The organism is Salegentibacter salinarum, from assembly GCF_900168115.1.
GTDB lineage: Bacteria > Bacteroidota > Bacteroidia > Flavobacteriales > Flavobacteriaceae > Salegentibacter > Salegentibacter salinarum.
In genome coordinates, this window is record NZ_FUZC01000001.1 from 438,168 (window position 1) to 462,961 (window position 24,794).

Genomic DNA, 24,794 nt, shown 5'->3' on the forward strand with positions numbered 1-24,794 from the left:
GCTTCAATTTACAAACAATTATTTTTGGTGCATAACTAAAATGACTTCAGGATGAAAATTTTAATTCTCGGCGCCGGCGGACGCGAACATACATTTGCTTATAAACTCGCTCAAAGCCCAAAATGTTCTCAACTTTTTGTAGCGCCCGGGAACGCGGGAACCGCCCAAATTGCTAAAAATATCGACTTAAAAGTGACCAATTTTAAAGCGATTAAAGAATTTGTGTTGAAGGAAGAAATAGAGATGCTGGTAGTAGGTCCTGAAGATCCTTTGGTTGAAGGTATCACCGATTTCTTTACTGAAGACGAGGCGCTAAAAAATGTAAAAGTAATTGGGCCATCTAAGCGCGGGGCACTTTTGGAAGGAAGTAAAGAACGCGCCAAAGAGTTTATGGCAATACACAAAATTCCAACTGCCGCCTACGAGAGTTTTACTGAAAAAAGCCTTGAAGCCGGAAAAGAATTCTTGGAAACTTTAAATCCGCCGTATGTTTTAAAGGCCGATGGATTGGCAGCCGGAAAAGGCGTTTTAATTATAAACGATCTTGAAGAGGCCAAAGAGGAACTTCAAAATATGCTGGCCGAAAAGAAATTTGGTGCTGCCAGTGCGAAAGTGGTGATCGAAGAATTTTTAGACGGAATTGAACTAAGCGTTTTTGTACTTACCGATGGGAAAAATTATAAAATCCTGCCAACCGCAAAAGATTACAAAAGAATTGGGGAAGGGGATACCGGTCTAAATACTGGCGGAATGGGTGCTATTTCTCCCGTTCCCTTTGTATATGATGAATTGATGCAGAAGATTGAAGAACGCATCGTAAAGCCAACAGTGAATGGTTTGCAGGAAGAAGAGATAGACTATAAAGGTTTTATATTTATCGGGCTCATTATGGTAAGAAACGAACCCTATGTGATAGAATATAATGTGCGAATGGGGGATCCGGAGACTGAGGTTGTGCTTCCACGGATCAAATCAGATTTAGTAGAGATTTTAGAAAAAGTTTCCGAAGAAAAATTAAACGAAGTTGCTTTAGAAATAGATGAACGCGCTGCAACTACGGTTATGTTAGTATCTGGCGGTTATCCTGAGGCTTACGAAAAATCTAAAGAAATTACGGGATTTGATAAGGTTGAAGATTCCCTAGTGTTTCACGCGGGAACCAAACTTGAAGGCGATAAAGTGGTGACCAGCGGTGGCCGGGTGCTGGCGGTGACTTCTTTTGGGAAAGATTACAAAGAAGCACTAAAAAAATCTTATCAAAATGCAGAAAAAATACATTTTGATAAGATGTATTATAGAAAAGATCTCGGTTTCGATTTATCCTAAAAACGAGTGTGCAGTAGGATCGCGATCTTCATCGTTAACTTCGTTGTAGTGCTTAAGTTGCTTCATCCAGAAAGCAAAAGCAGCCAAACCAACTAAAATAAAGATGAAGTTTAAGGCATTTGCAGCCCACCAGGAATCAAGTTCCAGCGATCTTAATGCATCTAAAGGAACAAATAAAATTTCCTCGAACAAGTAGGCGATACCTTCAAATATATCTCTTAACATTTTTAGAGTGTTTTAAGTTCAAATTATTTCAAAGCGATATTAAAATACCTTTGGTGGCGTTCAATAACTAACTTTGTTATATTTAAGATTACAAAAATATAAAAAACCACAATGCTAACAAGCTTTTTTGGCAAATCAAAACCGGTAAACGGGGTTGCGATAACAATTTTTCTTATCATATTTTTTATTATCGCCAATTTCAAGGAGTGGTTTTTAGATTTTAACCTATTGGTTTTTCTGGAAAAACTGGCGGTTTTATTGTCGCTTATTGTAAGTGTTTTCACCCTTAATTTTATTGCCAAAAAAAACGAACTTACCCAGCGTAGCGCCTATAAAATCTTATTTTTCGCAATTTTTACTGCTTCATTTTTTGCGCTATTAAAGAATCACCAGGTTATCTTTGCCAATTTACTGGTTCTCCTGGCTTTAAGAAGAATTATTAGCTTAAAATCTAAAAAAGTAATGCAGAAAAAGGTTTTTGATGCTACCTTTTGGATTTGTATCGCTTCCCTATTTTATTTTTGGTCTATTTTGTTCCTGGTGGTGGTTTATGCGGGAATCTTATATTACCTGCCAAAACCTAAAAACTGGTTAATTCCGCCAATTGCAGCTTTAGCGGTGGCAGTGTTAACGCTTAGTTTTCATATTATCGCTTATGATCAATTTTATACTTTTTCTCAGTGGTTTGAGTGGAGTAATTTTGATTATTCAAATTATCAAAATCTTGAGATTCTTATTCCAGTAAGTATTATTTTGACTTTGACCCTTTGGACACTGGTCCAGTTTTTTGCGGTGGTAAACAAGGCCAGCGTATCTATGAAACCTTCCTTAAACCTGGTTTTACTAAGTTTGCTCACGGCTGTTGCGGTGGCTATTTTTGCACCTACCAAAGACGGCAGCGAGCTTATATTCTTTTTTGTGCCGCTTAGTATTATCACTTCTATTTATTTTGATCAAAGAGAGGACAAAGTCTTTCGGGAAGTTTTGCTGGTTTTGCTTATCTTAATGCCTTTGTGTATTCCTTTTATTTTTTAAATGAATTTACTGGCAATTGAGACCGAATTAAAAAAGCGCTGCAAATACGAATATCGCTGGTTTCGTAAGCAAAATAATTCCTGGGACAGGCTTTCTTCCTTCGTATATTCCACTTCAAGCTGGAATAAATTAAACGAAAAAATTGCCTTAATTATCGCTACTGAAAAGTTAGATGAAAAGGAATTATTTCAATATTGCTGCAACCGCTGGTACAACTTCTGGAGTGCGATGGCAGTGTAAAATATTTTTGCTGAAATGATTTCGATTTAAAAACAAGTGTTTTCCCAAAACGTTTAATCCTTGAATTTGCTCAAAATAGTCCAGACAACCTTATTACCTGGTTGTATAAAAATCAAAGTAAACAAAGCCGGTTTCATCTGGAAAACCGATTGTTTTTAATAGTTTATGCTGAAGATGGACAGCATTGGAAACTAAAAGCCGAAATTTCTTTTTTGAAGCAGGTGATTGAAAATATGTTGCTATTTTTGAAAATTCATAAGTAAAAGAATTCCAATTTCAGCAGGGAAAAACCACTTTAGCTGATGTGATCTGGGCGGTAAAATGAATTATATAGGTTCTAAACATAAGCTTGGCGATTTTATAAAATCTACGGTAAAAGAAGTGGTTGGCGAAGATCTATCTCAATTGGTTTTTTGCGATCTTTTTGCCGGGACGGGTAGTGTTGGCAGAAAATTCAAAACCTCGGTGAAGTCAGTCATCGCTAATGATGTGGAATATTACAGTTATGTTTTACTCAAAAACTATATTGAAAATCATCAAAAATTAGAGGCCGAAAATCTCCTGGCTGAATTAAATAATCTGGAGGAAAAACAGGGGTTTATCTTTGAAGAATACAGCGAAAATGGAAAATCTAACCGACTCTATTTTTCGGAAACCAACGGCATGAAAATTGACGCAGTTAGGCAGCAAATAGAAAATTGGAAATTAAATAAAGAAATAGGGGCAAACCAGTATTTTTTCCTTTTAGCTTCATTATTGGAAAGTGCCGATAAAGTGGCTAATACAGCTTCAGTTTATGGTGCATTTTTAAAAAAAGTAAAACTTTCAGCACAAAAAGAACTAGTAATCAGGCCTGCAAACTTCCAAATAACCAAACATTCTCACCGGGTTTTTCAAAAAGATGCCAATCAATTAATTAAAGAAATAGAAGGTGATATTTTATATTTAGATCCGCCCTATAATGCACGTCAGTACGGCGCGAACTACCATATTTTAAATACCATCGCAAAATATGATACCTTTGCACCACAAGGTAAAACCGGTTTGCGCGATTATTATCGTTCAAATTATTGCAGCAGGACAAAGGTGAAAAATTCGTTTCAGGATTTGCTGGAAAATGTAAATTTCAGGTATATATTTTTCAGCTATAATAATGAGGGTTTAATGCCTTCAGCAGAAATAAAAAAAATAATGAGCCGTTTTGGAAATTACGATCTGGTAACCAGAAATTACCAACGTTTTAAGGCGGATAAAACCGAAAACCGAAACCATACGGCCAGGAATACAACAGAATATTTACACATTTTAGAAAAAAAATAGTTTATGTTTTCAGATAAAGCGAATAAGATTTTTCAGGAAGTAATTGAGAAATATCACGAAAAGGATTCGGTTGAGCAGCCGTTTACAAATCCCTACGATAGCGAAAGTGAATTGATTGAACATTTGTTGTACCGAAAATGTTGGATAGATACGGTGCAGTGGCATTATGAAGATATTATTCGTGACAAGCACATTGACCCTGTTGATGCGTTGGCGCTAAAACGCCAGATAGATGCCTCAAACCAGGATCGTACCGACACGGTTGAGTATATTGACAGTTATTTTTTGGAGAAATTTAAAAATGTTAAGCCAAAAGAAGACGCTACAATAAATTCAGAAAGTCCTGCCTGGGCAATTGACAGGCTTTCAATTTTAGCCTTGAAAGTTTATCATATGAACGAGGAAGCTAACCGGAAAGACGCATCGCAGGATCACCAAATGAAATGTAAAGCTAAACTTGATGTTTTGCTGGAGCAGCGCGTAGATCTTTCTACCGCGATAAATCAATTACTGGAAGACATTGCTGCAGGAAATAAGTATATGAAGGTATACAGGCAAATGAAGATGTACAACGACGATGAGCTGAACCCCGTTTTAAGGAAAAAATAAAGCATTTAAAATGAGCCAAACCACTCAAAATATGAATGATTCTTCTTTTATAAAAGATGAACAATTGCATATTTTGGTGATCAGGTTGTCGGCAATGGGCGATGTTGCGATGACGGTACCGGTTTTACGTGTACTTACCGCTACTTATCCGCATTTAAAAGTAACTGTTTTAACCCGTGGGTTTTTTGAACCAATGTTTAAAGGAATTCCGCGGGTTTCTGTGTATGAAGCCGATGTTAACGGAGTACATAGTGGCGTTTTTGGTCTTTGCCGGCTTGCAAAAGATTTAAGGGATCTGGAAGTTGATAAAGTTGCCGATCTTCACGATGTTTTACGAAGCAATATTTTAAAATCGGTTTTTTATATGTTTGGGATTCCGGTGAAACAAATTGATAAAGGCCGAAACGAAAAGAAAGCTTTAACCCGTGAAAACAATAAAATTTTTAAGCAATTAAAACCCACCGTACAGCGATATGCCGATGTTTTTAATGCTTTAGGTTATCCGATTGACCTTAATATCCACCAATTTCCGGAAAAAGAAAAAATTTCAGAAAAAATAAGAAGTCTGGTAGGCACCGAACCTAAAAAGTGGCTGGGAATTGCGCCTTTTGCCCAGCATAGTTCCAAGGCATATCCTGCAGATTTAATGGAAGAGGTTTTAGGAAAGTTAAGTGAAAATTCAAGGATTAAAATTTTACTTTTTGGTGGTAGAAATAAAGAAAAACAACAGCTGGAAATCTGGGCTGCCAGGTTTAATGACACCATAAGTATCGCCGGAAAACTCACTTTAGCCGAAGAACTTGCACTTATCTCAAACCTGGATGCTATGCTTTCTATGGACAGCGGGAATGGGCATATGGCAGCAATGTATGGCATACCGGTAATTAGTATTTGGGGCGTCACGCATCCTTATGCCGGGTTTAGACCGTTTAATCAGCCACCGAAAAATAGTTTACTTCCCGATCTTACCCAATATCCAAAAATACCGACTTCCGTTTACGGTAGTAAATTTCCTGAAGGCTATGAGAATGCCATTAAAACTGTTACTCCCCAAACTGTATTAGAAAAAATTCAGGAAGTACTTTTTTAACGAATGTCTTTTAGCTATCTGGTTAATTTCTTGTTTAGAAAATGATAAAATTTATGGGTGAAAGATGATTCTTAGTATCTTTCTTTAGAAGTCTAACATTAAAAAGATGCAGGAAATAATAGTTTACGATCTTAATCAAACCTTGTATAAAAAATCTTCCAAGGATGAATTTTTTAAATTCATTTGTTATAAAAAAGGCTATAAGTTGCTGCACCTCTTTCAAATTGGCTGGCTTCATGTGCTGGGAAAACTTCATATAACGAGTAAGACCTATTTTAAAGAAAATTTCTATGATTATTTGAATAAACTCCCGCCCGAAAAGGTGAAAAAGTACGCGAAACAATTCTGGGATATTGAATTTCCTGAACATTTTGAAGATGATATGATTGCCGATATTCGGGAGAAAGATAAAGCAGGAATAAAAGTTTATATAGTTACCGGCGGATTCGAAGTTTACACAAAATACCTGGAAGAACTTTTACCTTTAAAAGTGATTGGCACTATCACAAAATATGAAAATAAAGATTATAAAATTATAGGAAAAACCTGCAATGATGCTGAAAAGGTAAAACGCCTCAACTCCGAAATGAATGGAGAATACAGGCTTCTGGAAGCTTATTCAGATGATGATGAGGAGATTCTTTATAAGGCCGAAAAAGGCTATTTACTTGAAGACGGGGAATTGAAATTGGTGCAAAATAAAAACGTATAATTTACAGTATATATTTAAGTATGTTTAAGTTGGTATAAATACCATTTTAAAATATAAGAGGCAGTCGGAAAAGTTTTTAATACGTCATTCTGCACTTGTTTCAGAAAGATGTTGCTACTTAAATCATGTTAGAATCCTGAAATAAATTCGGGAAAAAGGCCTGATACAAGTTCCTTTTAAACAACCACAGTCTTAAATAAAAACCTCACAGTCCCAATGTCATCGTGGGCTGTGAGGTTTAAACTCAGAATTAAAATATCTTATCCTTTTACTTCCTCTTCAGTTTTATTTGGTAAAACATCAAAGCCCATATTGTAAAGGGTAAAGCCAAAAATATCGGCATATTCTTCAATAATCATTTTTGTAGGTTTCCCTGCACCGTGACCGGCTTTGGTTTCAATTCTAATCAAAGCAGGATTGTCACCGGTTTGCTTATCCTGTAATTCGGCTGCGAATTTAAAAGAATGCGCAGGTACTACGCGATCGTCGTGATCACCAGTAGTCACCAAAGTTGCAGGATATTCGGTTCCTTCTTCCAGGTTATGAACCGGTGAATATTCCAGAAGATAGTTAAACATTTTCTCGCTATCCTCTGCAGTCCCATAATCGTAAGCCCAACCTGCTCCGGCTGTGAAAGTATGGTAACGTAACATATCCATAACGCCAACGGCCGGTAAAGCCACTTTCATAAGATCTGGACGCTGCGTCATTGTAGCTCCAACTAAAAGTCCGCCGTTAGAACCTCCACGAATGGCCAGGTAATCGCTGGACGTATAATTCTCTTCGATAAGGTATTCCGCGGCTGCAATAAAATCGTCAAAAACATTTTGTTTTTTCAGTTTGATACCTGCGTCGTGCCATTCTTTACCATATTCACCACCACCTCTAAGGTTTGGAACAGCATATATACCGCCTTGCTCCATCCAGATCGCGTTTGCAGTACTAAAAGAAGGCGTTAAACTAATATTGAATCCTCCATAGCCATAAAGCATCGTTGGGTTCTTACCGTTAAGCTCAAGCCCTTTTTTATGGGTGATTATCATAGGGACTTTTGTACCATCTTTTGAAGTATAAAACACCTGTTTGCTTTCGTAATCGTCCGGATTAAATTTTATGTTTGGTTTGTTATAAACCTCAGAAGTTCCTTCTTCAATATTGTATTTATATATAGTACCTGGAGTCACATAATTGGTAAAAGAATAATACAATTCTTCGTTTTCCTTTTTAGTTCCGAATCCGCCGGCAGAACCAATTCCCGGAAGTTCAACTTCCCGAACCAATTCGCCATTATAATCGTATTGTTTTACTTCAGAAACCGCGTCTACCATATATTCGGCAAAGAAATAACCTCCACCGGTAGAAGGGCTCAATACGTTTTCGGTTTCAGGAATAAAATCTTCCCAGTTTTCCGGAGAAGGATTTGCTGCATCTACAGTTACTATCTTACGATTAGGCGCGTCCATATTAGTAACTATAAACAGCTTGCTGCCATCGTTTTCTATCACTCCCGTATCAGTATCTTCGTGGTCTAAAATAGTAACCAGTTCAGGATTGTTTTTGGAAAGATCCATCATAAAAAGTTTTCCTCCTGAAGTTGAATTCCTGGCAGAAATAAATAAAAACCTATCATCTTCTGAAACACTACCACCAACATAACGGTGTTTTTGCTCTTCAGAATCTCCAAAAATCACTTTGTCTTCACTTTGCGGAGTTCCCAGTTTGTGGTAAAATAATCTATGCTGGTCTGTTTTTGCTGAAAGTTCGCTCCCTTCAGGCTTTTCGTAGCTGGAATAATAAAAACCCTCGTCACCTTGCCACGAAATTCCACTGAATTTTACATTCTGAAGCGTATCTTCTACGCGCTCTTTATTTTGAGCATCGATAATGATGATTTTTCTCCAGTCGCTCCCGCTCTCAGAAATCGCATAAGCGGCTTTGCTCCCGTCTTTAGAAAAGCTCAAACCGGCAAGAGAAGTGGTGCCGTCTTCGCTAAAATTATTAGGATCAAGGAAAACTTCAGTTTCGGCATCATCGCCCTTTTTTCTATAAACCACGTATTGGTTTTGTAAACCATCGTTTTTGTAGAAATAGGTATAGTCACCTTCAACAAAAGGAGCGCCTATTTTTTCATAATTCCATATTTCTGAAAGTCTTTCTTCAAGTTCTTTTTTATATGGAATGCTGTTTAAATAATCAAAAGTCACCTCGTTTTGGGCTTTTACCCAATCTTCGGTTTCTTCGCTGCGGTCGTCTTCCAGCCAGCGGTAAGGGTCTTTAACTTCGGTTCCAAAATAATCGGTAACCGTGTCTACTTTTTTAGTTTCAGGATAATTCAAACTGATTTCTTTTTCGGTTTTGGAATCGTTACAGGAAGCCAGGACGGCAAGAGCAAAAATTCCGGAGAATGTTTTTTTCATATAATGTGATTTATTGCATAAAGTTAGTATTAAAAAATGCCTGTAAGTTACATTTTTACAGGCATTAGTTAATAAAATATGCTTTTTCCGCCTTAGACCAATTTATTCTTAATCAGGTATTCAGCAATTTGTACCGTATTTGTGGCAGCTCCTTTTCTGAGGTTATCTGCAACCACCCACATATTTAAAGTTTTAGGTTGGGAATAATCCCTGCGGATTCTTCCAACAAAAACATCATCTTTCCCTTCGGCGTAAATCGGCATTGGGTAAGTATTGGTTTCCGGATTGTCCTGTACAGTTACGCCGGGAAACTGACTCAGGATTTTTCTTACTTCAGCTTCATCAAACTCTTTTTCAAACTCAACGTTTACAGATTCTGAATGTCCGCCCACCACGGGAATTCTAATCGCAGTAGCGCTTACTAAAACCGAATCGTCCCCCAAAATCTTTTTGGTTTCTTTGGTAAGTTTCATTTCTTCTTTAGTGTAGCCGTTATCCTGAAAAACATCACAATGCGGAAGCGCATTTTTATGAATAGGATAAGGATAGGCCATTTCGCCTTTTTCACCTTTGTACTCATTTTCCAGTTGTTCCACAGCTTTTACGCCGGTTCCCGTAATTGACTGGTAGGTAGAAACAATTACCCGTTTAATTTTGAAAGCATCGTGCAGGGGTTTTAGCGCCATTAGTAACTGAATAGTGGAACAGTTGGGATTGGCGATAATTTTATCCTCTTTGGTTAATTCTGAAGCATTTATTTCCGGAATTACCAGTTTTTTTGTTTCATCCATTCTCCAGGCCGAAGAATTATCTACTACGGTCGTGCCGTTTTCGGCAAATTTTGGCGCCCATTCTAAAGAAGTATCTCCACCGGCAGAAAATAGCGCTATATCCGGTTTAATATCTACCGCTGCCTGAAGCCCAATAACTTCATAATCTTTTCCCTGATAATTAATCTTTTTTCCAACCGACCTTTCTGAAGCCACCGGATATAATTCGGTTACCGGGAAATTTCTTTCTGCTAAAACCTGTAACATTACCTGGCCTACCATTCCGGTAGCACCTACCACTGCTATTCTCATAATATTAAACTTTTGTCATTTCCGCACTTCGACAATGCTCAACATGAACTCCGGCGGAAAACTTATTTGGGTAATTTTTATTGTTTAAACGTTCTTAAAAACAAGCCGCAAATTTATTGACCATAACTTAACTAACCCACTTTCAGAAGCTAAAATTGGAAAGAATTATTGTTTTTAAACTAATTAATGATTTTCGTTAAAAAAAGACCCCACAGTTTCCTGTGGGGTTTGGTTAAATTACGATTTATATAAAAATGAGCAGTATAGCGGTGCTCGTATCTTGAATATTTCTAAGGTGTATTACCTTGTTTTTTTAGTTCATCCCTAATTTGGGTAAGCAAATCTTCCTGGGTTGGGCCTTTTGGCTCCACCAACTTTGGAGCTTCTTTTTCCTTTTTCGTCTTTTCGTAAGCCCGTAACACCAAAAATATAAAAAAGGCGACGATTATAAAATGAATAATAGTATCTATTAAATTTCCGTAGGTGATTACAGCTGCTTCAGCTTCTTTTGCAGCTTCAAGAGTCTCGTAGGAAACCCCATCTAATGAGATAAATTGTTGGGTGAAATCTGTTCCCCCAGTCAGTAAACCAAGAATGGGCATAATCACATCGGCTACAACAGAGGCAACAATCTTGTTAAAAGCCGCCCCGATTACTACCGCGGTTGCGAGGGCTATAATATCCCCTTTCAGCATAAAAGCTCTGAAATCTTTAATAAAACTCATGATAATTGGATAGATTGGTTATTAACCAACCAATGTAAGCAAAATTGAGATAGAATTTTAGCTAAAAAATCACTGAATAATCACGCGTTTTACCCGTTGGGAAATGCCGGTAATGAGTTCGTAAGAAATTGTTCCGCCGGCACCGGCAAGTTTGGTTACGTGTTGGGGGCCGCCAAAAATTATTACTTCATCGCCCTCTTGGCAGTCAATGTGGGTTACATCTATCATAATAATATCCATACATACATTTCCAACAATTGGGGCGTATTCGCCATTTACAAAAACACCTGCTTTTCCGTGGCCATAAATGCGTTTAATTCCGTCGGCGTGACCAATGGGAATTGTAGCGGTCTTGGTTATTTTTTCAGCTTTAAAAGCACGACTATAACCAACCGTATCTCCTTCTTTTAAGTTCTGAATTTGGGAAATTACCGTTTTAAGCGTACCAACCGGTTTTAATTTTTCATCCAGATTAGGATCATTTGCAAAACCATAAAGACCCAGTCCGCTTCTTACCATTGAAAATGTAGCTGAAGGATAATTAAAAATAGCTGAAGTATTACAGAGATGTAAAAGCGGTTCGTACCTAATATCATCTATAAGTTTCCCTGCTAAATCTTTGAATTTATAAATTTGTGAGAGCGTAAACTCTCGTTCTTTCCAGTCTTCACTGGCCGCTAAATGCGAAAATGCCGAAACTACTTTTACAGATTCAGTTTTCCCTATTTTCTCCGGAATATGATGATAATTGGTTTCAGTAAATCCCAGCCGGTTCATCCCCGTATTGAATTTTAAATGAACAGGGTAGTTTTTTTGTTTCTGCTTTTCAGCAATATCTATAAAAAGCTGAAGTGTTCTTGCGCTGTATAAATTAGGTTCCAGGCAGTTTTCAATGATTTCAGGATAATTTACCGGCTGCGGATGTAAGATTAAAATAGGTTTGCTAACTCCCGCTTCCCGAAGCTTGATGCCTTCTTCGGTATAAGCAACCGCAAAATAATCGGTGTCCAGTTCTTCCAGTTTTTTAGCCATCGCTACAGAATCATTTCCGTAGGCATAGGCTTTGATAACCGACATAAATTTTACACCGGGCGATAACTGCGATTTTATAGTTTTGAAATTATGGGCTAGGGCGTTGAGGTCAATTTCCAGAACACTTTCTTCGGCTTTAGGCATTCTTTTTCTTTAAGTTAGGGTGGAGTTCTTCAGCATCATTCACATCTAATTTCTTAACCCTTTCCTGCAACATTGCTTTGTAATAAGCACCGCGACTTAGGGGTTCGTATTCTTCATTTTCACCAAGAAAAACCAAATCGTCATTAATTGCTTTGCGGTAACTAAATTGCGCCAGGTTCCCGGTTCTGGTGCAAACCGCGTGAACTTTGGTTACATATTCGGCCGTTGCCATTAGGTAAGGCATAGGGCCAAAAGGGTTCCCTTTAAAATCCATATCAAGACCGGCAACAATTACCCTTATCCCCCGGTTGGCCAGATCGTTACAAACGGTAACAATTTCATCGTCAAAAAACTGGGCTTCGTCAATTCCTACCACATCACAACCATCGGCCAGAATCCTGATATTGGAGGCAGATGGCACCGGAGTAGACCTGATCTCGTTGGAATCATGAGAAACCACCATTTCCTCGTCATAACGCGTGTCTATGGCGGGTTTAAAGATTTCTACGGTTTGTTTGGCGAACTGAGCACGTTTTAAACGGCGGATTAGCTCTTCCGTCTTACCAGAGAACATACTGCCGCAAATAACTTCAATCCAGCCAAATTGCTCTTCGTGATTTACTGTATTTTCGAGAAACATTTTGTAATTTTCAAATCGAAATGGGAACTTGCCCTTTTTGATAAAGGTGGAACAAATTTATTAAAAATACAAGCTATAGCCGGTTGCTAACCGCTAAAGTTATTAAGGCAAAAAAAGGCACTTTTTTTGCAGAAGTTTAACTGAAAAGAAAACAGGGCTTTTAAAATAATTAGCGGGTTCATAAATATTGCTTAAAAATGAAAAACAGACTTAAAAAAGAATTAGTAAAACTTGCCGAAGAGATAATTTCTGAAAAAGAAAATCTGGATACCAAAGCGCTTAAATTAAAAGCGGCTACTTTGTATGAGCAACTTTCTATATTGAATTTTACCGAGCAAAACTTAAAGGCTTTCGAGGCTCCTGAAGCAACTCCAACTCCTAAAATTGAGAAAAAGGAAGCACTCAAAGTAGCGGTAGAACAAGAAACCAGTCATCATGTTCCTGATGGTACCGAATACCGGGAAGATGCCGATGCAATTACCGAACCCAATACCGAAAAAATCAAAGATATTGTAGCGCAAATGCCGGCAGAATCTGAGCGTGTTGACGAACTTATAGAACAGGCAAATCCAAAACCGCAGGCGCCACCTATGCAGCAACAGGCTTCAAAAGTCAAAGAAGAACCGCAACAACCAAAACCTGAAGCACCTAAAAACGATTTTAGAAATATTGGTGTAGATTATGATAATCTTCCAGATTTTGAACCTTTAAACAATAGGCAAAAGGATCAAAAGCCAAGATCTGTAAACGACAGGTTGAAGAAGGGAATAAACATTGGACTTAACGAAAGACTTTCATTCATAAAAAATCTTTTTGATGGAAATTCTTCAGATTATAATCGTGTGCTTTCCCAGTTAAATACATTTAGTTCTTTAGATGAAGCTCAAAAATTCATCCAGCTGGTAGTGAAACCAGATTACAATCACTGGCAGGGAAAAGAAGACTATGAAGAGCGCTTTATGGCCAAAATTGAAAATAAATTTCAATAAACTAAGTCGGAGTATTAAAATCCCGATTATCGAGTAATTAAAGATTTTTTAATGGGAAAATTATTCCTGGTCCCCACGCCGATTGGTAATTTAGAAGATATGACTTTTAGGGCGGTAAGAGTGCTAAAAGAAGTAAATACTATTCTTGCTGAAGATACCCGAAACAGTGGCAAACTGCTAAAACATTTTGAAATTGGCACCAATATGCAAAGTCACCATATGCATAACGAGCATAGAACGGTAGATAGAATAGTTGAGCGTATTAAAAACGGAGAAAATATAGCCTTAATTAGCGACGCAGGAACACCGGCCATTTCAGATCCCGGATTTTTATTGACACGCGCCTGCGTTGAAGCAGGAATTGAAGTAGACTGCCTCCCCGGAGCTACAGCTTTTGTTCCTGCGTTAGTAAACAGCGGATTTCCAAATGACAAGTTTATTTTTGAAGGTTTTCTCCCGGTAAAAAAAGGCCGACAAACCCGTTTGAATATACTTGCTGAAGAAAGCCGAACCATTATTTTTTACGAATCGCCTCATAAATTGCTAAAAACACTTCAGCATTTTGTGAAATATTTTGGGGAAGATCGTCCGGTATCGGTTTCCCGGGAAATCACTAAACTTCACGAAGAAACTATTCGTGGTACAGCCGCTGAGGTCCTTGAGCATTATACACAAAAGCCACCTAAGGGTGAAATTGTAATCGTAGTAAAAGGAAAATCTTAATGCAGCAGCTGCTAAAAGAAGCCAGAAACTGTACGTTTTGTGAAAAGTATTTGCCGCTTGTACCAAAACCTATAGTTAAAGCGACTAAAAATTCTAAAATTGTTTTAATAAGTCAGGCGCCGGGAAGAATAGTACATCAAACCGGGATTGCCTGGAACGACCAAAGCGGAAAGAAACTTCGGGAATGGTTAGGAGTAGATGAAACTACTTTTTACAATACCAATAATTTTGCAATTCTACCAATGGGATTTTGCTATCCCGGAAAAGCCAAAACCGGTGATGCGCCGCCGCGAAAAGAATGTGCGCCCTTGTGGCATAATCCTATCCTTTCAGAATTGAAAAATATTCAGCTCAAAATTCTAATTGGAGCTTATGCTGCTAATTATTACCTACCCGGAAATCTAAATCTTACCCAGAAAGTAAGTAACTATGAAGATTTTCTTCCGGAATATTGGTGTTTACCACATCCTTCGCCGGTTAACCGTTTTTGGAGGAGTAAAAACCCCTGGTTTGAAAAAGATGTAGTACCAACTTTGCAAAAAAAGATTGCTGAAATTCTGGATTAAAATTCAATTTTCAAGATAAATTTCAGATTATTCCTGCTTACTTACCAGGTCAATAAAATCGAACTTTTTCCCACTAAATAAGCCTTTATCTGAAAGTTTTAGGTCTGGAATTACCAATAGGGCCATAAAAGAAAGTGTCATAAACGGGGCTTTTAAGGTGCTACCTAAATCTTTCGCCATTTTATCGATTTCCTGATATAATTTTCCGGTTTCCCAACCGTCTTTATCGCTGATAATTCCTGCAATTGGAAGTGGTAACACTTTTTCATCATTTTTATCTACACTGCAAATTCCTCCCTTATGTTTTATAATGAGATTTACTGCATTGCAAATTTCTTCGTCTGAAGTTCCCACGGCGATTATATTATGAGAATCGTGAGCTACCGAACTTGCTATCGCACCTTTTTTTAAGCCGAAATTTTTTATAAAAGCAACTGCCGGAGGGTTGTTTTCATACCGATTCACTACCGTAATTTTTAAAACATCGTTTTCAACATCTGAAATGAGATTGCCATCTTTTTCTAAAGCTGGTGATTGAAGCTCGTTGGTAATAAGTTCGCCATCCATAGCTTCGATAACCTTTACAGTCTTGCCGGTTGCTTTTACTTTAAAGTTTTCCGGATTTTTTAAAGATGTATTAAAGTTATTTGGCTTTTCGAATGAAGAAGATTGGATATAAGATTCACCGTTTTCAGCGACCAATTTTCCATTTATATAAGTTTGCAGAACTTCAAAATTGGTTAAGTCTTTTATTGCAATAAAATCGGCGGGATCGCCTACTTTTAATTGACCGACTTCCAAATTGTAATGCTCCTTGGGATTTATACAAGCGACTTCCAGAACTTTAAAAACATCAATTCCTTTAGCAACCGTACGGGCACAAACCTGATTGATATGACCCAAAACCAGATCGTCCGGATGTTTATCGTCAGAGCAAAACATCATATTCTTATAATGCTCCGGTAGCAAATCTATAAGGGCTTCAAAATTTTTCGCGGCACTGCCTTCACGGATAATCACCTTCATTCCCAAGCCAAGTTTTTCTTCGGCTTCTTCAGCAGTATAACATTCGTGATCTGTAGAAATGCCGGCTTCAGCATATTTCTTCGCGTCTTCGCCCCGTAAACCGGGGGCGTGGCCATCGGTAGGTTTATTAAAATGTTTGGCCCAGGAAATTTTTTTCAGCACTTCTTCATCTTTATAAATGACCCCGGGATAATTCATCATTTCGGCAAGGTATTTTATTTCGGGAAGCGCAAGCAATTCTTTTATGTCTTCAGCATTAATAACCGCACCCGAAGTTTCAAAACTGGTAGCAGGGACACAGGAAGGCGCACCAAAATTAAATTTCAAGGGACTTTTATTTCCGTTTTCAATCATAAATTTCACTCCATCTTTTCCTAAAACATTGGCGATTTCGTGCGGATCTGAAACCGTCGCTACCGTTCCGTGCATTACTGCTAACCTTGCGAATTCAGTAGGAACTAGCATAGAGCTTTCTATATGAATATGGGCATCGATAAAGCCTGGAAGCAAAAAGTTTTTTACTCCGTGTTCTTTTTCTTCAATTTTGGTAATTTTTCCATTTTCGATACTGATTTCCGCAGGAAAGATCTTCCTGTTCTCAATATCCACGAGCTGTCCCTGTATAATTTTAGTCATCCTGGTTTATCTATAAATCTTAAAATGTGAAATTAGGTAATATAATTAAACGAAGAAATTTTTCGGAAGTTGGTTTTAGTGAATCCCTCTTATTGGGATTGAATTACAATGCGTATTTTTGAAAAAAACTTACGATGCGCTGGACTTTAAAACCAAAACCCAATTCTTTAGTTGTAAATAAACTTGCCGGAGAATTAGGGGTTTCGCCAGCTATTGCCAAGCTTTTAGTCCAGCGTGGAATCGATACTTTTGAAGCTGCAAAAAAGTTTTTCAGGCCCAGCCTGGAAGATCTTCACGATCCGTTTTTAATGAAAGATATGGATGTTGCTGTAAACCGAATTCAGCAGGCAATCGCTTCTGAAGAAAATATTATGGTTTACGGCGATTATGATGTAGACGGTGCCACGAGTGTGGCGCTAATGTCTTCCTACCTAAAAACCCTTACGCCAAATGTGGCGACTTATATTCCCGATAGATATGCTGAAGGTTACGGGGTTTCGTTCCAGGGAATTGATTTTGCTTCAGATAATGAGATTTCCTTAATTATTGCTTTGGATTGTGGAATTAAAGCGATTGACAAAGTGGGCTACGCTGCAAAAAAAGGAATTGATTTTATTATTTGCGATCACCACTGGCCCGGCGAAGCGATTCCTGAAGCCGTTGCGGTTCTGGATCCTAAACGTGAAGATTGCGAATATCCTTATAAAGAATTGTGCGGTTGTGGGGTTGGGTTTAAACTGATCCAGGCGTTAAACTTTAAAAGAGGTGGAACTCCTGAAGTTTTACTGCCCTATCTGGATCTGGTGGCGACTGCCATTGGCGCCGATATTGTGCCGATTACCGGGGAGAACAGGATTCTTGCTTATCACGGACTAAACGTGATGAATGTCGCACCAAGAACAGGTTTTAAGGCGATCTTAGCTCAGGTAAAAAAAGAAAAACTTACCATGAGCGATGTGGTTTTTATAATCGCACCAAGAATTAATGCAGCGGGTAGGATGAAACACGGTTTGCATGCTGTGAATTTACTTACGGAAGAAGACGAAGCTACCGCTTTGGAATTTGCAGCGGAAATCGAAAATTTTAATTCCGAAAGGAAAACTACCGATAAAGAAATTACAGTAGAAGCACTCGCTCAAATTGAAGATTTAAAGGAGCAGGGAAGAAATACTACCGTTGTTTATCAGGATAATTGGCACAAAGGCGTGATTGGCATTGTGGCGTCCAGATTAACTGAAACCTATTATCGTCCCACCCTGGTTTTTACAAAAAGCGGCGAGAAATTGGCGGCCTCAGCGCGCTCGGTAAAAGGTTTTGATGTGTATAATGCTTTGGAAGCTTGCAAGGAACATATTGAGCAGTTTGGCGGACATAAATATGCAGCCGGATTAACTTTAGAAGCTTCAGAATATGAAAATTTCAAAGCCAGGTTTGAATCGGTGGTTTCTGAAACTATAGATAAACGCCTGCTTATCCCAGAAATCTCAGTTGATGCTGAAATAGACCTCGATGAAATTACTCCAAAATTTTTCCGGATTTTAAAACAATTTGCTCCTTTTGGGCCGGGGAATATGACTCCGGTTTTTATGACTCAAAACCTTACCGATACCGGTTTTGGGAAATGCGTGGGTGCCGATGAAGCCCACCTAAAATGCCAGGTAAAACAGCAAGGAAAACTGGGGGTTTTTGATATGATTGGCTTTGGACTTGGAGAGAAATTTGAAACTATATCCCTTAAGAAGACTTTTAAAGCCGTTTATTCATTAGATGAAAATGAATGGAATGGGAATGTTTCTATTCAGTTAAGATTAAGGGATATGAGTGAATAATTCCCTACTGCTACAAAATGAACCAATGTTAACTTATAATAAAAGTACTTAAATAGGTACTTATGTTTATTTTTGTAGAATGGAAACAGTAAATTATAGTAATTTTCGTTCAAACCTAAAGTATTGGTTTGATAAGGTAATTAATGATGTAAGTGATGTCATTATTAAGCGAAAAGGAGGGAAGGATCTTGTTTTGATTTCCCTAGATGAATACAATTCACTTAAAGAAACAACTTATTTGTTAAGTGGAAATAACAGGGATATTTTATTAAAATCTATCCAGGAATTGGAAAGCGGATCTGTTGTACAGAAAGATATTATTGAATAATGAGACTGGTTTGGTCCTTAACTTCGTGGGAAGACTATTTATATTGGCAAAAAGTAGATAAAAAGGTGCTTAAACGAATTAATACGCTGATAAAAAGTTGTCTTATAACTCCGCAAGAAGGAATTGGTAAACTGGAAGCCTTAAAGGGAGATTTGCAGGGCTATTGGTCAAGACGTATTACTTCTGAGCATCGCCTGGTGTACAAATTTGAAAAGGATCAATTAATGATAGCAGCTTGTCGATATCACTACCGAAAATAGCCTATTTTTCAATTTTCTTCAATACAATCTTTTCCCCGTCAAAAACCGCATACGTATAAAAATTGAGCCAGTCACCGGTATTGATGTAAGTCGATTTACCGTTGAGATCTATTTCCAGGGGTAAATGCCGATGGCCAAATAGAAAATAATCGTAGTGTTTTTCCTCTAATTTTCGGCGGCAATATTGAATAAGCCACTCTTTTTCCTCGCCTAAGAATTCCTGTTCTTGATCCCCCGAAATCGCTTTGTTTTTTACTGAAAAATATTGCGCTAACGGAATTCCCAAATCCGGGTGTAACCAGCGATAAAGCCATTTTGATAACGGATTGGTAAATACTTTTTTCATCCGTTTATAGCCGTGATCTCCAGGTCCCAGGCCGTCGCCGTGGCCTACAAGAAAAGTTTTATTATTGAATTCAAACTCCTTTGGTTGATGATAAACCGGAATATTCAGTTCTTCTTTAAAATAATCACGCATCCACAAATCGTGGTTTCCAACGAAAAAATAAACAGGAGTACCGTTATCCTTTATTTCGGCCAATTTTCCTAAAACCCGCACAAAACCTTTAGGTATAGCGTGTTTATATTCAAACCAAAAATCGAATAAATCTCCAAGTAGAAAAATAGCAGCGGCATCCTCCTTAATTTCATCCAGCCACTTTACAAAACGAACTTCCCGGGGACGACTTTCTTCCCGAGTAGGAGCGCCCAAGTGGTTATCGCTGGAAAAATAGACTTTTTTGCCTTCTGGGATTGTCATAGATTATTTATTCTAAGCAGTAAATATAAATATTTAATAAAAGCCCTCACTGGTTTTGAAAACCTGTGAGGGTTGTGCTCTTTAACCCTTTCGTCTTAATCTTCGGCCGAAAATTAATTCACCTTCCCTTTAAATAGGAAGTAGCTTTTGGTTTACTCCCACTTTGGGCTTGAGGGCTTATTGATCGCTAGCATACCACTCGGCAAAGCTGGATTCGGTTTCCTGAAGTTTTAAGGAATGAAGTTTTATGTGATCTGGAAGATGTTTCTGAATTTTTTTAGCAAAATCAACCACCATATTCTCACTGGTAGGTTGATAACCCACCAAAATTACGTGATGACCGCGATTTTTTAATTCTTCGGCAAGTTCTACGTGCGGGGTATTTTTATTAAAAACCGTTGCATGGTCAAACTGGTCTACAATTTCAGCTTTTACAATCTTTTTCAGGTCTCCAAAATCTATGACCATTCCAAACTTTACGTTATCTTTATCGGTAATTGGTTCGCCAATTACACAAACACTCAGTTTATAGCTGTGGCCGTGTACATTTCGACATTTTCCGTCGTAGCCGTAGAGGGCGTGGCCGGTTTCAAAAGAAAACTTCTTGGTAATCCTAATCTTGCTCATCGCAGGTTATTTTTTGCAAAGTTAAGGGTTTTTTAGCGTTATAATTTTTGCCAACATAATTAACTTTCTGAAGTATATTTGCAGACTTTTTTATTTTTAAAATGGAATCACAAAATAGCACCGAACTTTTCGAACAACTGGATTTTAAAGAGAATCCTTTTTATGAAAATATTATTACTGATCTGGTAGAAAATCAGTACAGTATTGTAGACGATTTTTTTGATGCTGAAGAAGTTGAAATGCTTCGAAATTCTTTAAAATCGAAATTTGAAGAAGAACAATTTAAAAAAGCGGCAATAGGTAATAAAACAAATGAAATTGTTGCGAAATCTATTCGGGGGGATTTTATTTTATGGCTTAACGAAGCTGAAGCCGGAAAAGCCGAAAACCTGTTTTTCAGTAAAATTCATTCACTCGTAGAATATCTGAATAAAACCTGTTTCCTCGGAATTTTAACCAAAGAATTTCACTATGCACTTTATCCTGAAGGTACTTTTTATCAAAGGCATTTAGATACATTTCAGAACGATGGAAGGAGAAAACTTTCTATGGTTTGTTATTTAAACGAAGAGGACTGGAAGCCCGAAAATGGCGGTGAATTGGTAATTTATTCTGAAGAAAACGGGGCAGAGGTTTCCAAAGCTATTTATCCCCTGCCCGGCCGTGTAGTGATTTTTGAAAGCCAGGTTTTGGAGCACGAAGTAAAACCGGTAAAAACTGCCAGGTTAAGTATTACAGGTTGGTTAAAAACCAGATAATTACTGGATATTCGAAATTTAAATTAATAAAGTAAAGTTTTCTATCTAATACCTCGTGGACTTGTCCCGAGATATTTTATTTGTTGAATTTTTTATAAAGCACCACTACAATTAAAACCAAGGCTAAAATAAGCCAGAATCCCATTCCGCTAAGGAAGCTTAAGAATTCCCAAGTGTCTTCTCCCATTAATTCATTCGGTTTTTCTCCTGTCTTCTTCTCCAGTTGTAACGCGCATAAAAGAAAATAGCAAGAATTATTAGAATACCCACCAGGTAAAGCCAGTTATCGGCTATAAATTCCCAAATGGTAAAACCCCATTCCTCTTCCCGGGTGGCATCGCGGTCTTTTGGTAAATGTTGCTGTGGTAAGCTCATAAATTAGTTTCTAAGGTTAAAATTAAGCTTTTTAAAATAAGAAATCTGTTATAGGGATGCTAATTTCCCCAATTGAAACCACTGTAAGTTTTAAGGTGAAAACCCAAACTAATTTTTAATCTGGCGTTTATTGTTTTTAATTATTTTGTAAAGAAAAAACACAAAAAGACCAGCAATTATTAAAAGACCAAGCAGTATAAAAAGAAGGTTGTCACCAATAAAATAACCTATAGAATATCCAAGACTATGTGCCTTGTCACCAGTCTGGTCAAAGTAAAGTAGAAGCATATCTTTATTTTTTATATTTGTTTAAAGCGTTTTTCGTAAAATCTGAAAGCACCAATTCTCCCGAAATAGCTGCTCGTTCAGCCAGTAATTCGTCCCAGTGAGAAGTATTTTTCCAAAGCATCTGCTTCATTTCGTAGAGCGCTTCGGGATTATAAGAAGCCAGTTTTCCAGTAAAAATATCTATTTCTTTATCCAGATCTTTTAAACTTTCAAAAACACGAGCGTAAAGTCCTTTATCTTTAGCCCAATATGCGTTTTTCCATTCGTGGGCGGCCAGGCTTAATTCGCCAAGTGCACCAACGCCAATTTTGCGTTCTACGGCCGGGGCAATTACAAACGGACCAATGCCAATGCTAATTTCTGAAAGTTTCACCGCTGCGGCATCAGTAGCCATGGCATAATCGCAGGCGGCAACCAGTCCAACACCACCTCCAACGGTTTTTCCCTGAACACGGCCAACAATGAGTTTTTTACACCTCCGCATTGCGTTTAAAACCTTTGCAAATCCTGAGAAAAATAATTTTCCCGCCTGCATAGTTTCAATCGCCACCAGCTCGTCAAAGGAAGCTCCCGCACAAAAGGCTTTTTCCCCTTCAGATTTTAATAAAACAACTTTAACGCTCTCGTCTTCAGATAATTTTTGAAACTCTTTTTCAAGCCGATCTAATAATTCTGAAGGAAAAGAATTACTGGCGGGATGGCCAAATTCCAGGTGGGCGATTCCATTTTGGATATTGGTATATAAACTTCCGTTTTCTCGTGTGGTAGACATAAAATTGATTTTCAGGTTAGCTGAATAACCAAATTTAGAAAGATTAAAGTTGAAATATATGATTCTCCCTTAAAAAATTGGTCAAAGTCAACCCTAATCTGCCACTTAGATTGCCAACTGGAAACTACCGATTGAATTCAGACTTCTTTCTGTAAATATTTTCTTCGGAATTTAATCACCAAACCGGCGCTTCGAATAAGCATCCATACGAAAAACGCGATCCAGATTCCGTAGAGTTTTAAACCGAAATAATCTGAAATCAACAGGGCAGGAGTAAAGCCCAGGAAAGTGGCTACGAGGAGTAAATTCCGAAGGTATTTTGCTTCGCCCAAACCTTTGAATATTCCATCGAACATAAAAGCAATGGCATTTACCGGTTGCATTAGCAGCACAATCCAAAACACCGAAGAAAATATAGCGAGCACAGCCACATCTTTATTAAAAACCAAACCAATTTGGCTATAGAAAATCCCGCAAATAGCCATTAGCATAAAAGCGATCAACACGGCGTATTTGCTTATTTTTTTACTGAGTTCCCATAAATTTCTATAATCATTTGCACCGAGTAATTTCCCGCCAATTGCATTGCCAGCGTTCGCATAGCCATCAATGAAAAAGCTAAAAAACAGCCATATATTCATCAAAATACTTTGCGCGGCGATATAGTTTTTTCCGTAGTCTGTGGCGTAAGCATTGGCCAGGTAGATGGCAAAATTTAGGGCAGCTGTTCTTACGAAAAGATTGGCGGCCATAAGCAAAAGTCCTTTTAACCGCGGATTGATATTAAAACTCAGTTTTAAATGAAAAGGGGTCTTTTTAAAGAAAAACCAGAGTGCCATGATTAACATTGTAGCTTGTGCAGCAAGACTGGCATAAGCGGCTCCTTTAAGGTGCATTGCAGGAATAATTCCGTCTATGCCGTAAACGAGCAGGAAATCCAGCGCTACATTAATCCCGGCACCAGCGAGGCTGCATTTCATAGCCCAGAGGGTATTCTGAAGCCCGCGAAATACACCGAAAATTGCGAAAGTTACAAGCGTTAACGGATACCCCAAAGCACGAATCTGATAATATTCTTCTGAATATTGCAAGATCAAACCATCGGCGTTGTAAGCGCTAAAAATACTTTCGGCAAAAAAAGCGGTGGTAAAATAAATTACCAAACTAAAAGCAAAATTGAAATAAATAGCCTGCGGAATAAGAGTTTTTACAGCGTGAAGTCTGTTAGCTCCCAAATGCTGCGAAACAATGGCAGAAATTGCGGTTTTGGTTTGCGCTACTATCCAAATAATAGCTGAAAGAAATGAACCCACGATCCCGGCCGCCGCAAGTGCTTCAACCGAATTGTTTTCTACATTCCCAATTACCGCGATATCGGTAAGGGAAATGAGCGGTTCGGCAATTCCGGCGATAATCGCGGGAATGGCTATGCGGTTTATATTTTTAAAACTAACGGAAGACTCCAAAAACTGGTTTTTTTCAGCAGCAAATATAGAATGCTTTATTGTAAAGCTTTAAACAAGCCAGAATTTCTTATAATTAAACCTGATTTAATATTAATTCGTAGCAATGAAAAGGATGCTCATTTTTATGCGGAAAATAAACGTCGCCTAATTTCCTATATCCGCGGTTTTCATAGAATTTTTGATTCCGAAGGTTTTTACTGAAGGTGTCCAACCTGATAGAAATGAAATTTGATTTTTTAGCTAACTCTTCAGCAAAATCCATCATTTTTCTTGCATAGCCATATCCCCAGAATTCGGGGTGCGTAGCGAGCCTGTGAACGTATAAATTGTTACCGGTTTCGGTAAGCCATTCGATATTCTCATAAACCGCCTCCATTTTAGAGGTGAGCACCATAATAGCAATAATGCGATCCTGATCTTCGTAAACGAATAAATCTTCCCTCTGAATATCATTTTTGAGCTTTTCACGGGATGGGTAATTTTCGTTCCACTGAAAGATATTTTGCTCCTGAAGCGCTTCAGCACAAGCTTCAGTTAGTTCTTTAATTTTGTTGAGATCTTCTAAGCTTGCATTTCTAATCATTTTTATTCAGAATAATTAATAAAAGTTCTTGGTTGGAATTTACAGAAAATTATTACATTTGCCATCCAATTGGGGGATTAGCTCAGCTGGCTAGAGCGCCTGCCTTGCACGCAGGAGGTCATCGGTTCGACTCCGATATTCTCCACAAAACCACCGTATTTTACGGTGGTTTTTTGTTTCTGAGTTTTTTATTTCGATTTGTTAGGACCGG

At 38.0% G+C, this 24,794-nt stretch carries 28 protein-coding genes and 1 tRNA gene; 15 read left to right on the forward strand and 14 right to left on the reverse strand.

Features of this window, described 5'->3' with window-relative positions; translation table 11 throughout:
• Positions 1–51: 51 nt before the first annotated feature.
• The gene (gene purD / locus B5X53_RS01890) at positions 52–1,326 is read left to right on the forward strand and encodes a phosphoribosylamine--glycine ligase (protein WP_079711533.1); all 1,275 of its coding nucleotides are present in this window, start codon (positions 52–54) and stop codon (positions 1,324–1,326) included.
• Here purD and B5X53_RS01895 read toward each other — a convergent pair.
• Positions 1,318–1,551 (reverse strand): DUF6341 family protein, encoded by a 234-nt coding sequence (locus tag B5X53_RS01895; protein WP_079711534.1) that lies wholly within the window; start codon positions 1,549–1,551, stop codon positions 1,318–1,320. The genes purD and B5X53_RS01895 overlap by 9 nt on opposite strands.
• A 111-nt stretch (positions 1,552–1,662) precedes the next feature.
• Here B5X53_RS01895 and B5X53_RS01900 point away from each other — a divergent pair, with 111 nt between their 5' ends.
• The 6 genes from B5X53_RS01900 to B5X53_RS01925 all read left to right on the forward strand — a co-directional run bounded on the left by B5X53_RS01900 (position 1,663) and on the right by B5X53_RS01925 (position 6,557).
• Positions 1,663–2,586 carry a DUF6427 family protein gene (locus B5X53_RS01900; RefSeq protein ID WP_079711535.1) on the forward strand — a complete coding sequence of 308 codons (924 nt, stop codon included), beginning with the start codon at positions 1,663–1,665 and terminating at the stop codon, positions 2,584–2,586.
• A complete protein-coding gene (locus B5X53_RS01905; RefSeq protein WP_079711536.1) occupies positions 2,587–2,826 on the forward strand; it encodes a hypothetical protein in 240 nt (79 codons plus the stop codon).
• A gap of 321 nt (positions 2,827–3,147) precedes the next feature.
• Positions 3,148–4,146 carry a DNA adenine methylase gene (locus tag B5X53_RS01910; RefSeq protein WP_079711537.1) on the forward strand — a complete coding sequence of 333 codons (999 nt, stop codon included), beginning with the start codon at positions 3,148–3,150 and terminating at the stop codon, positions 4,144–4,146.
• A gap of 3 nt (positions 4,147–4,149) precedes the next feature.
• Positions 4,150–4,755, forward strand: coding sequence for a DUF4254 domain-containing protein (locus B5X53_RS01915; protein ID WP_079711538.1), 606 nt, complete (start codon positions 4,150–4,152; stop codon positions 4,753–4,755).
• A gap of 10 nt (positions 4,756–4,765) precedes the next feature.
• Positions 4,766–5,845 carry a glycosyltransferase family 9 protein gene (locus tag B5X53_RS01920; protein ID WP_079711539.1) on the forward strand — a complete coding sequence of 360 codons (1,080 nt, stop codon included), beginning with the start codon at positions 4,766–4,768 and terminating at the stop codon, positions 5,843–5,845.
• A 106-nt stretch (positions 5,846–5,951) separates the two neighbouring features.
• Positions 5,952–6,557, forward strand: a complete 606-nt coding sequence (locus tag B5X53_RS01925; protein WP_079711540.1) for an HAD family hydrolase — start codon at positions 5,952–5,954, stop codon at positions 6,555–6,557.
• Between the two features lie 260 nt (positions 6,558–6,817).
• On the opposite strand, the gene B5X53_RS01930 is transcribed toward B5X53_RS01925, so the two are convergent.
• The 5 genes from B5X53_RS01930 to B5X53_RS01950 form a co-directional block, all read right to left on the reverse strand.
• Complete coding sequence (locus tag B5X53_RS01930) at positions 6,818–8,974, reverse strand: prolyl oligopeptidase family serine peptidase (RefSeq protein WP_079711541.1); 2,157 nt, start codon at positions 8,972–8,974, stop codon at positions 6,818–6,820.
• Positions 8,975–9,066: 92 nt separating this feature from the next.
• Positions 9,067–10,056 carry an aspartate-semialdehyde dehydrogenase gene (locus B5X53_RS01935; RefSeq protein WP_079711542.1) on the reverse strand — a complete coding sequence of 330 codons (990 nt, stop codon included), beginning with the start codon at positions 10,054–10,056 and terminating at the stop codon, positions 9,067–9,069.
• A gap of 290 nt (positions 10,057–10,346) precedes the next feature.
• Positions 10,347–10,781: a large-conductance mechanosensitive channel protein MscL gene (gene mscL, locus B5X53_RS01940; RefSeq protein ID WP_079711543.1), complete on the reverse strand. Its 435-nt coding sequence runs from the start codon at positions 10,779–10,781 to the stop codon at positions 10,347–10,349.
• 69 nt (positions 10,782–10,850) lie between these two features.
• Positions 10,851–11,957 (reverse strand): alanine racemase, encoded by a 1,107-nt coding sequence (gene alr, locus B5X53_RS01945; protein ID WP_079711544.1) that lies wholly within the window; start codon positions 11,955–11,957, stop codon positions 10,851–10,853.
• Positions 11,950–12,597 carry a thymidine kinase gene (locus B5X53_RS01950; protein WP_079711545.1) on the reverse strand — a complete coding sequence of 216 codons (648 nt, stop codon included), beginning with the start codon at positions 12,595–12,597 and terminating at the stop codon, positions 11,950–11,952. The genes alr and B5X53_RS01950 overlap by 8 nt, the downstream gene beginning before the upstream one ends.
• Positions 12,598–12,794: 197 nt before the next feature.
• On the opposite strand from B5X53_RS01950, the gene B5X53_RS01955 reads away from it, so the two are divergent.
• Genes B5X53_RS01955 through B5X53_RS01965 form a run of 3 tightly spaced genes read left to right on the forward strand, consistent with a single transcriptional unit; the run spans position 12,795 to position 14,875 of the window.
• Positions 12,795–13,586 (forward strand): hypothetical protein, encoded by a 792-nt coding sequence (locus B5X53_RS01955; protein WP_079711546.1) that lies wholly within the window; start codon positions 12,795–12,797, stop codon positions 13,584–13,586.
• A 51-nt stretch (positions 13,587–13,637) separates the two neighbouring features.
• Entirely contained in the window at positions 13,638–14,309 is a 672-nt protein-coding gene (rsmI, locus tag B5X53_RS01960) for a 16S rRNA (cytidine(1402)-2'-O)-methyltransferase (RefSeq protein ID WP_079711547.1), read from the forward strand.
• The gene (locus B5X53_RS01965) at positions 14,309–14,875 is read left to right on the forward strand and encodes a uracil-DNA glycosylase family protein (protein ID WP_079711548.1); all 567 of its coding nucleotides are present in this window, start codon (positions 14,309–14,311) and stop codon (positions 14,873–14,875) included. The genes rsmI and B5X53_RS01965 overlap by 1 nt, the downstream gene beginning before the upstream one ends.
• 27 nt (positions 14,876–14,902) lie before the next feature.
• On the opposite strand, the gene ade is transcribed toward B5X53_RS01965, so the two are convergent.
• Positions 14,903–16,537, reverse strand: a complete 1,635-nt coding sequence (gene ade, locus B5X53_RS01970) for an adenine deaminase (protein ID WP_079711549.1) — start codon at positions 16,535–16,537, stop codon at positions 14,903–14,905.
• Between the two features lie 134 nt (positions 16,538–16,671).
• Here ade and recJ point away from each other — a divergent pair, with 134 nt between their 5' ends.
• From recJ to B5X53_RS01985, 3 genes are all read left to right on the forward strand, one after another.
• Complete coding sequence (gene recJ, locus B5X53_RS01975; RefSeq protein ID WP_079711550.1) at positions 16,672–18,366, forward strand: single-stranded-DNA-specific exonuclease RecJ; 1,695 nt, start codon at positions 16,672–16,674, stop codon at positions 18,364–18,366.
• A gap of 79 nt (positions 18,367–18,445) precedes the next feature.
• Entirely contained in the window at positions 18,446–18,694 is a 249-nt protein-coding gene (locus tag B5X53_RS01980) for a type II toxin-antitoxin system Phd/YefM family antitoxin (protein WP_079711551.1), read from the forward strand.
• Positions 18,694–18,954: a Txe/YoeB family addiction module toxin gene (locus B5X53_RS01985; protein WP_079711552.1), complete on the forward strand. Its 261-nt coding sequence runs from the start codon at positions 18,694–18,696 to the stop codon at positions 18,952–18,954. Before B5X53_RS01980 ends, B5X53_RS01985 begins: the two co-directional genes overlap by 1 nt.
• Before the next feature lies 1 nt (position 18,955).
• Here the strand turns inward: B5X53_RS01985 and B5X53_RS01990 are convergent, their stop codons facing one another.
• Together B5X53_RS01990 and B5X53_RS01995 are read right to left on the reverse strand one after the other, a co-directional pair.
• On the reverse strand, positions 18,956–19,714 hold the full coding sequence (locus tag B5X53_RS01990; RefSeq protein WP_079711553.1) for a UDP-2,3-diacylglucosamine diphosphatase: 759 nt from the start codon (positions 19,712–19,714) through the stop codon (positions 18,956–18,958).
• A gap of 177 nt (positions 19,715–19,891) precedes the next feature.
• Complete coding sequence (locus tag B5X53_RS01995; RefSeq protein ID WP_079711554.1) at positions 19,892–20,341, reverse strand: 6-pyruvoyl trahydropterin synthase family protein; 450 nt, start codon at positions 20,339–20,341, stop codon at positions 19,892–19,894.
• A gap of 101 nt (positions 20,342–20,442) precedes the next feature.
• Between B5X53_RS01995 and B5X53_RS02000 the strand changes: the two genes are divergently transcribed.
• On the forward strand, positions 20,443–21,099 hold the full coding sequence (locus B5X53_RS02000; protein ID WP_079711555.1) for a 2OG-Fe(II) oxygenase: 657 nt from the start codon (positions 20,443–20,445) through the stop codon (positions 21,097–21,099).
• A 186-nt stretch (positions 21,100–21,285) separates the two neighbouring features.
• Here B5X53_RS02000 and B5X53_RS02005 read toward each other — a convergent pair whose 3' ends face one another.
• The 5 genes from B5X53_RS02005 to B5X53_RS02025 all read right to left on the reverse strand — a co-directional run bounded on the left by B5X53_RS02005 (position 21,286) and on the right by B5X53_RS02025 (position 24,583).
• Positions 21,286–21,474 carry a hypothetical protein gene (locus tag B5X53_RS02005; protein WP_079711556.1) on the reverse strand — a complete coding sequence of 63 codons (189 nt, stop codon included), beginning with the start codon at positions 21,472–21,474 and terminating at the stop codon, positions 21,286–21,288.
• A 108-nt stretch (positions 21,475–21,582) separates the two neighbouring features.
• Positions 21,583–21,762 (reverse strand): hypothetical protein, encoded by a 180-nt coding sequence (locus B5X53_RS02010; protein ID WP_079711557.1) that lies wholly within the window; start codon positions 21,760–21,762, stop codon positions 21,583–21,585.
• 4 nt (positions 21,763–21,766) lie between these two features.
• The gene (locus tag B5X53_RS02015; protein ID WP_079711558.1) at positions 21,767–22,534 is read right to left on the reverse strand and encodes an enoyl-CoA hydratase/isomerase family protein; all 768 of its coding nucleotides are present in this window, start codon (positions 22,532–22,534) and stop codon (positions 21,767–21,769) included.
• 137 nt (positions 22,535–22,671) lie between these two features.
• The gene (locus tag B5X53_RS02020) at positions 22,672–24,000 is read right to left on the reverse strand and encodes an MATE family efflux transporter (RefSeq protein ID WP_079711559.1); all 1,329 of its coding nucleotides are present in this window, start codon (positions 23,998–24,000) and stop codon (positions 22,672–22,674) included.
• Positions 24,001–24,073: 73 nt separating this feature from the next.
• A complete protein-coding gene (locus B5X53_RS02025; protein WP_079711560.1) occupies positions 24,074–24,583 on the reverse strand; it encodes a GNAT family N-acetyltransferase in 510 nt (169 codons plus the stop codon).
• Between the two features lie 71 nt (positions 24,584–24,654).
• Between B5X53_RS02025 and B5X53_RS02030 the strand changes: the two genes are divergently transcribed.
• Positions 24,655–24,728 (forward strand) — tRNA-Ala (locus tag B5X53_RS02030).
• Positions 24,729–24,794: the final 66 nt, after the last annotated feature.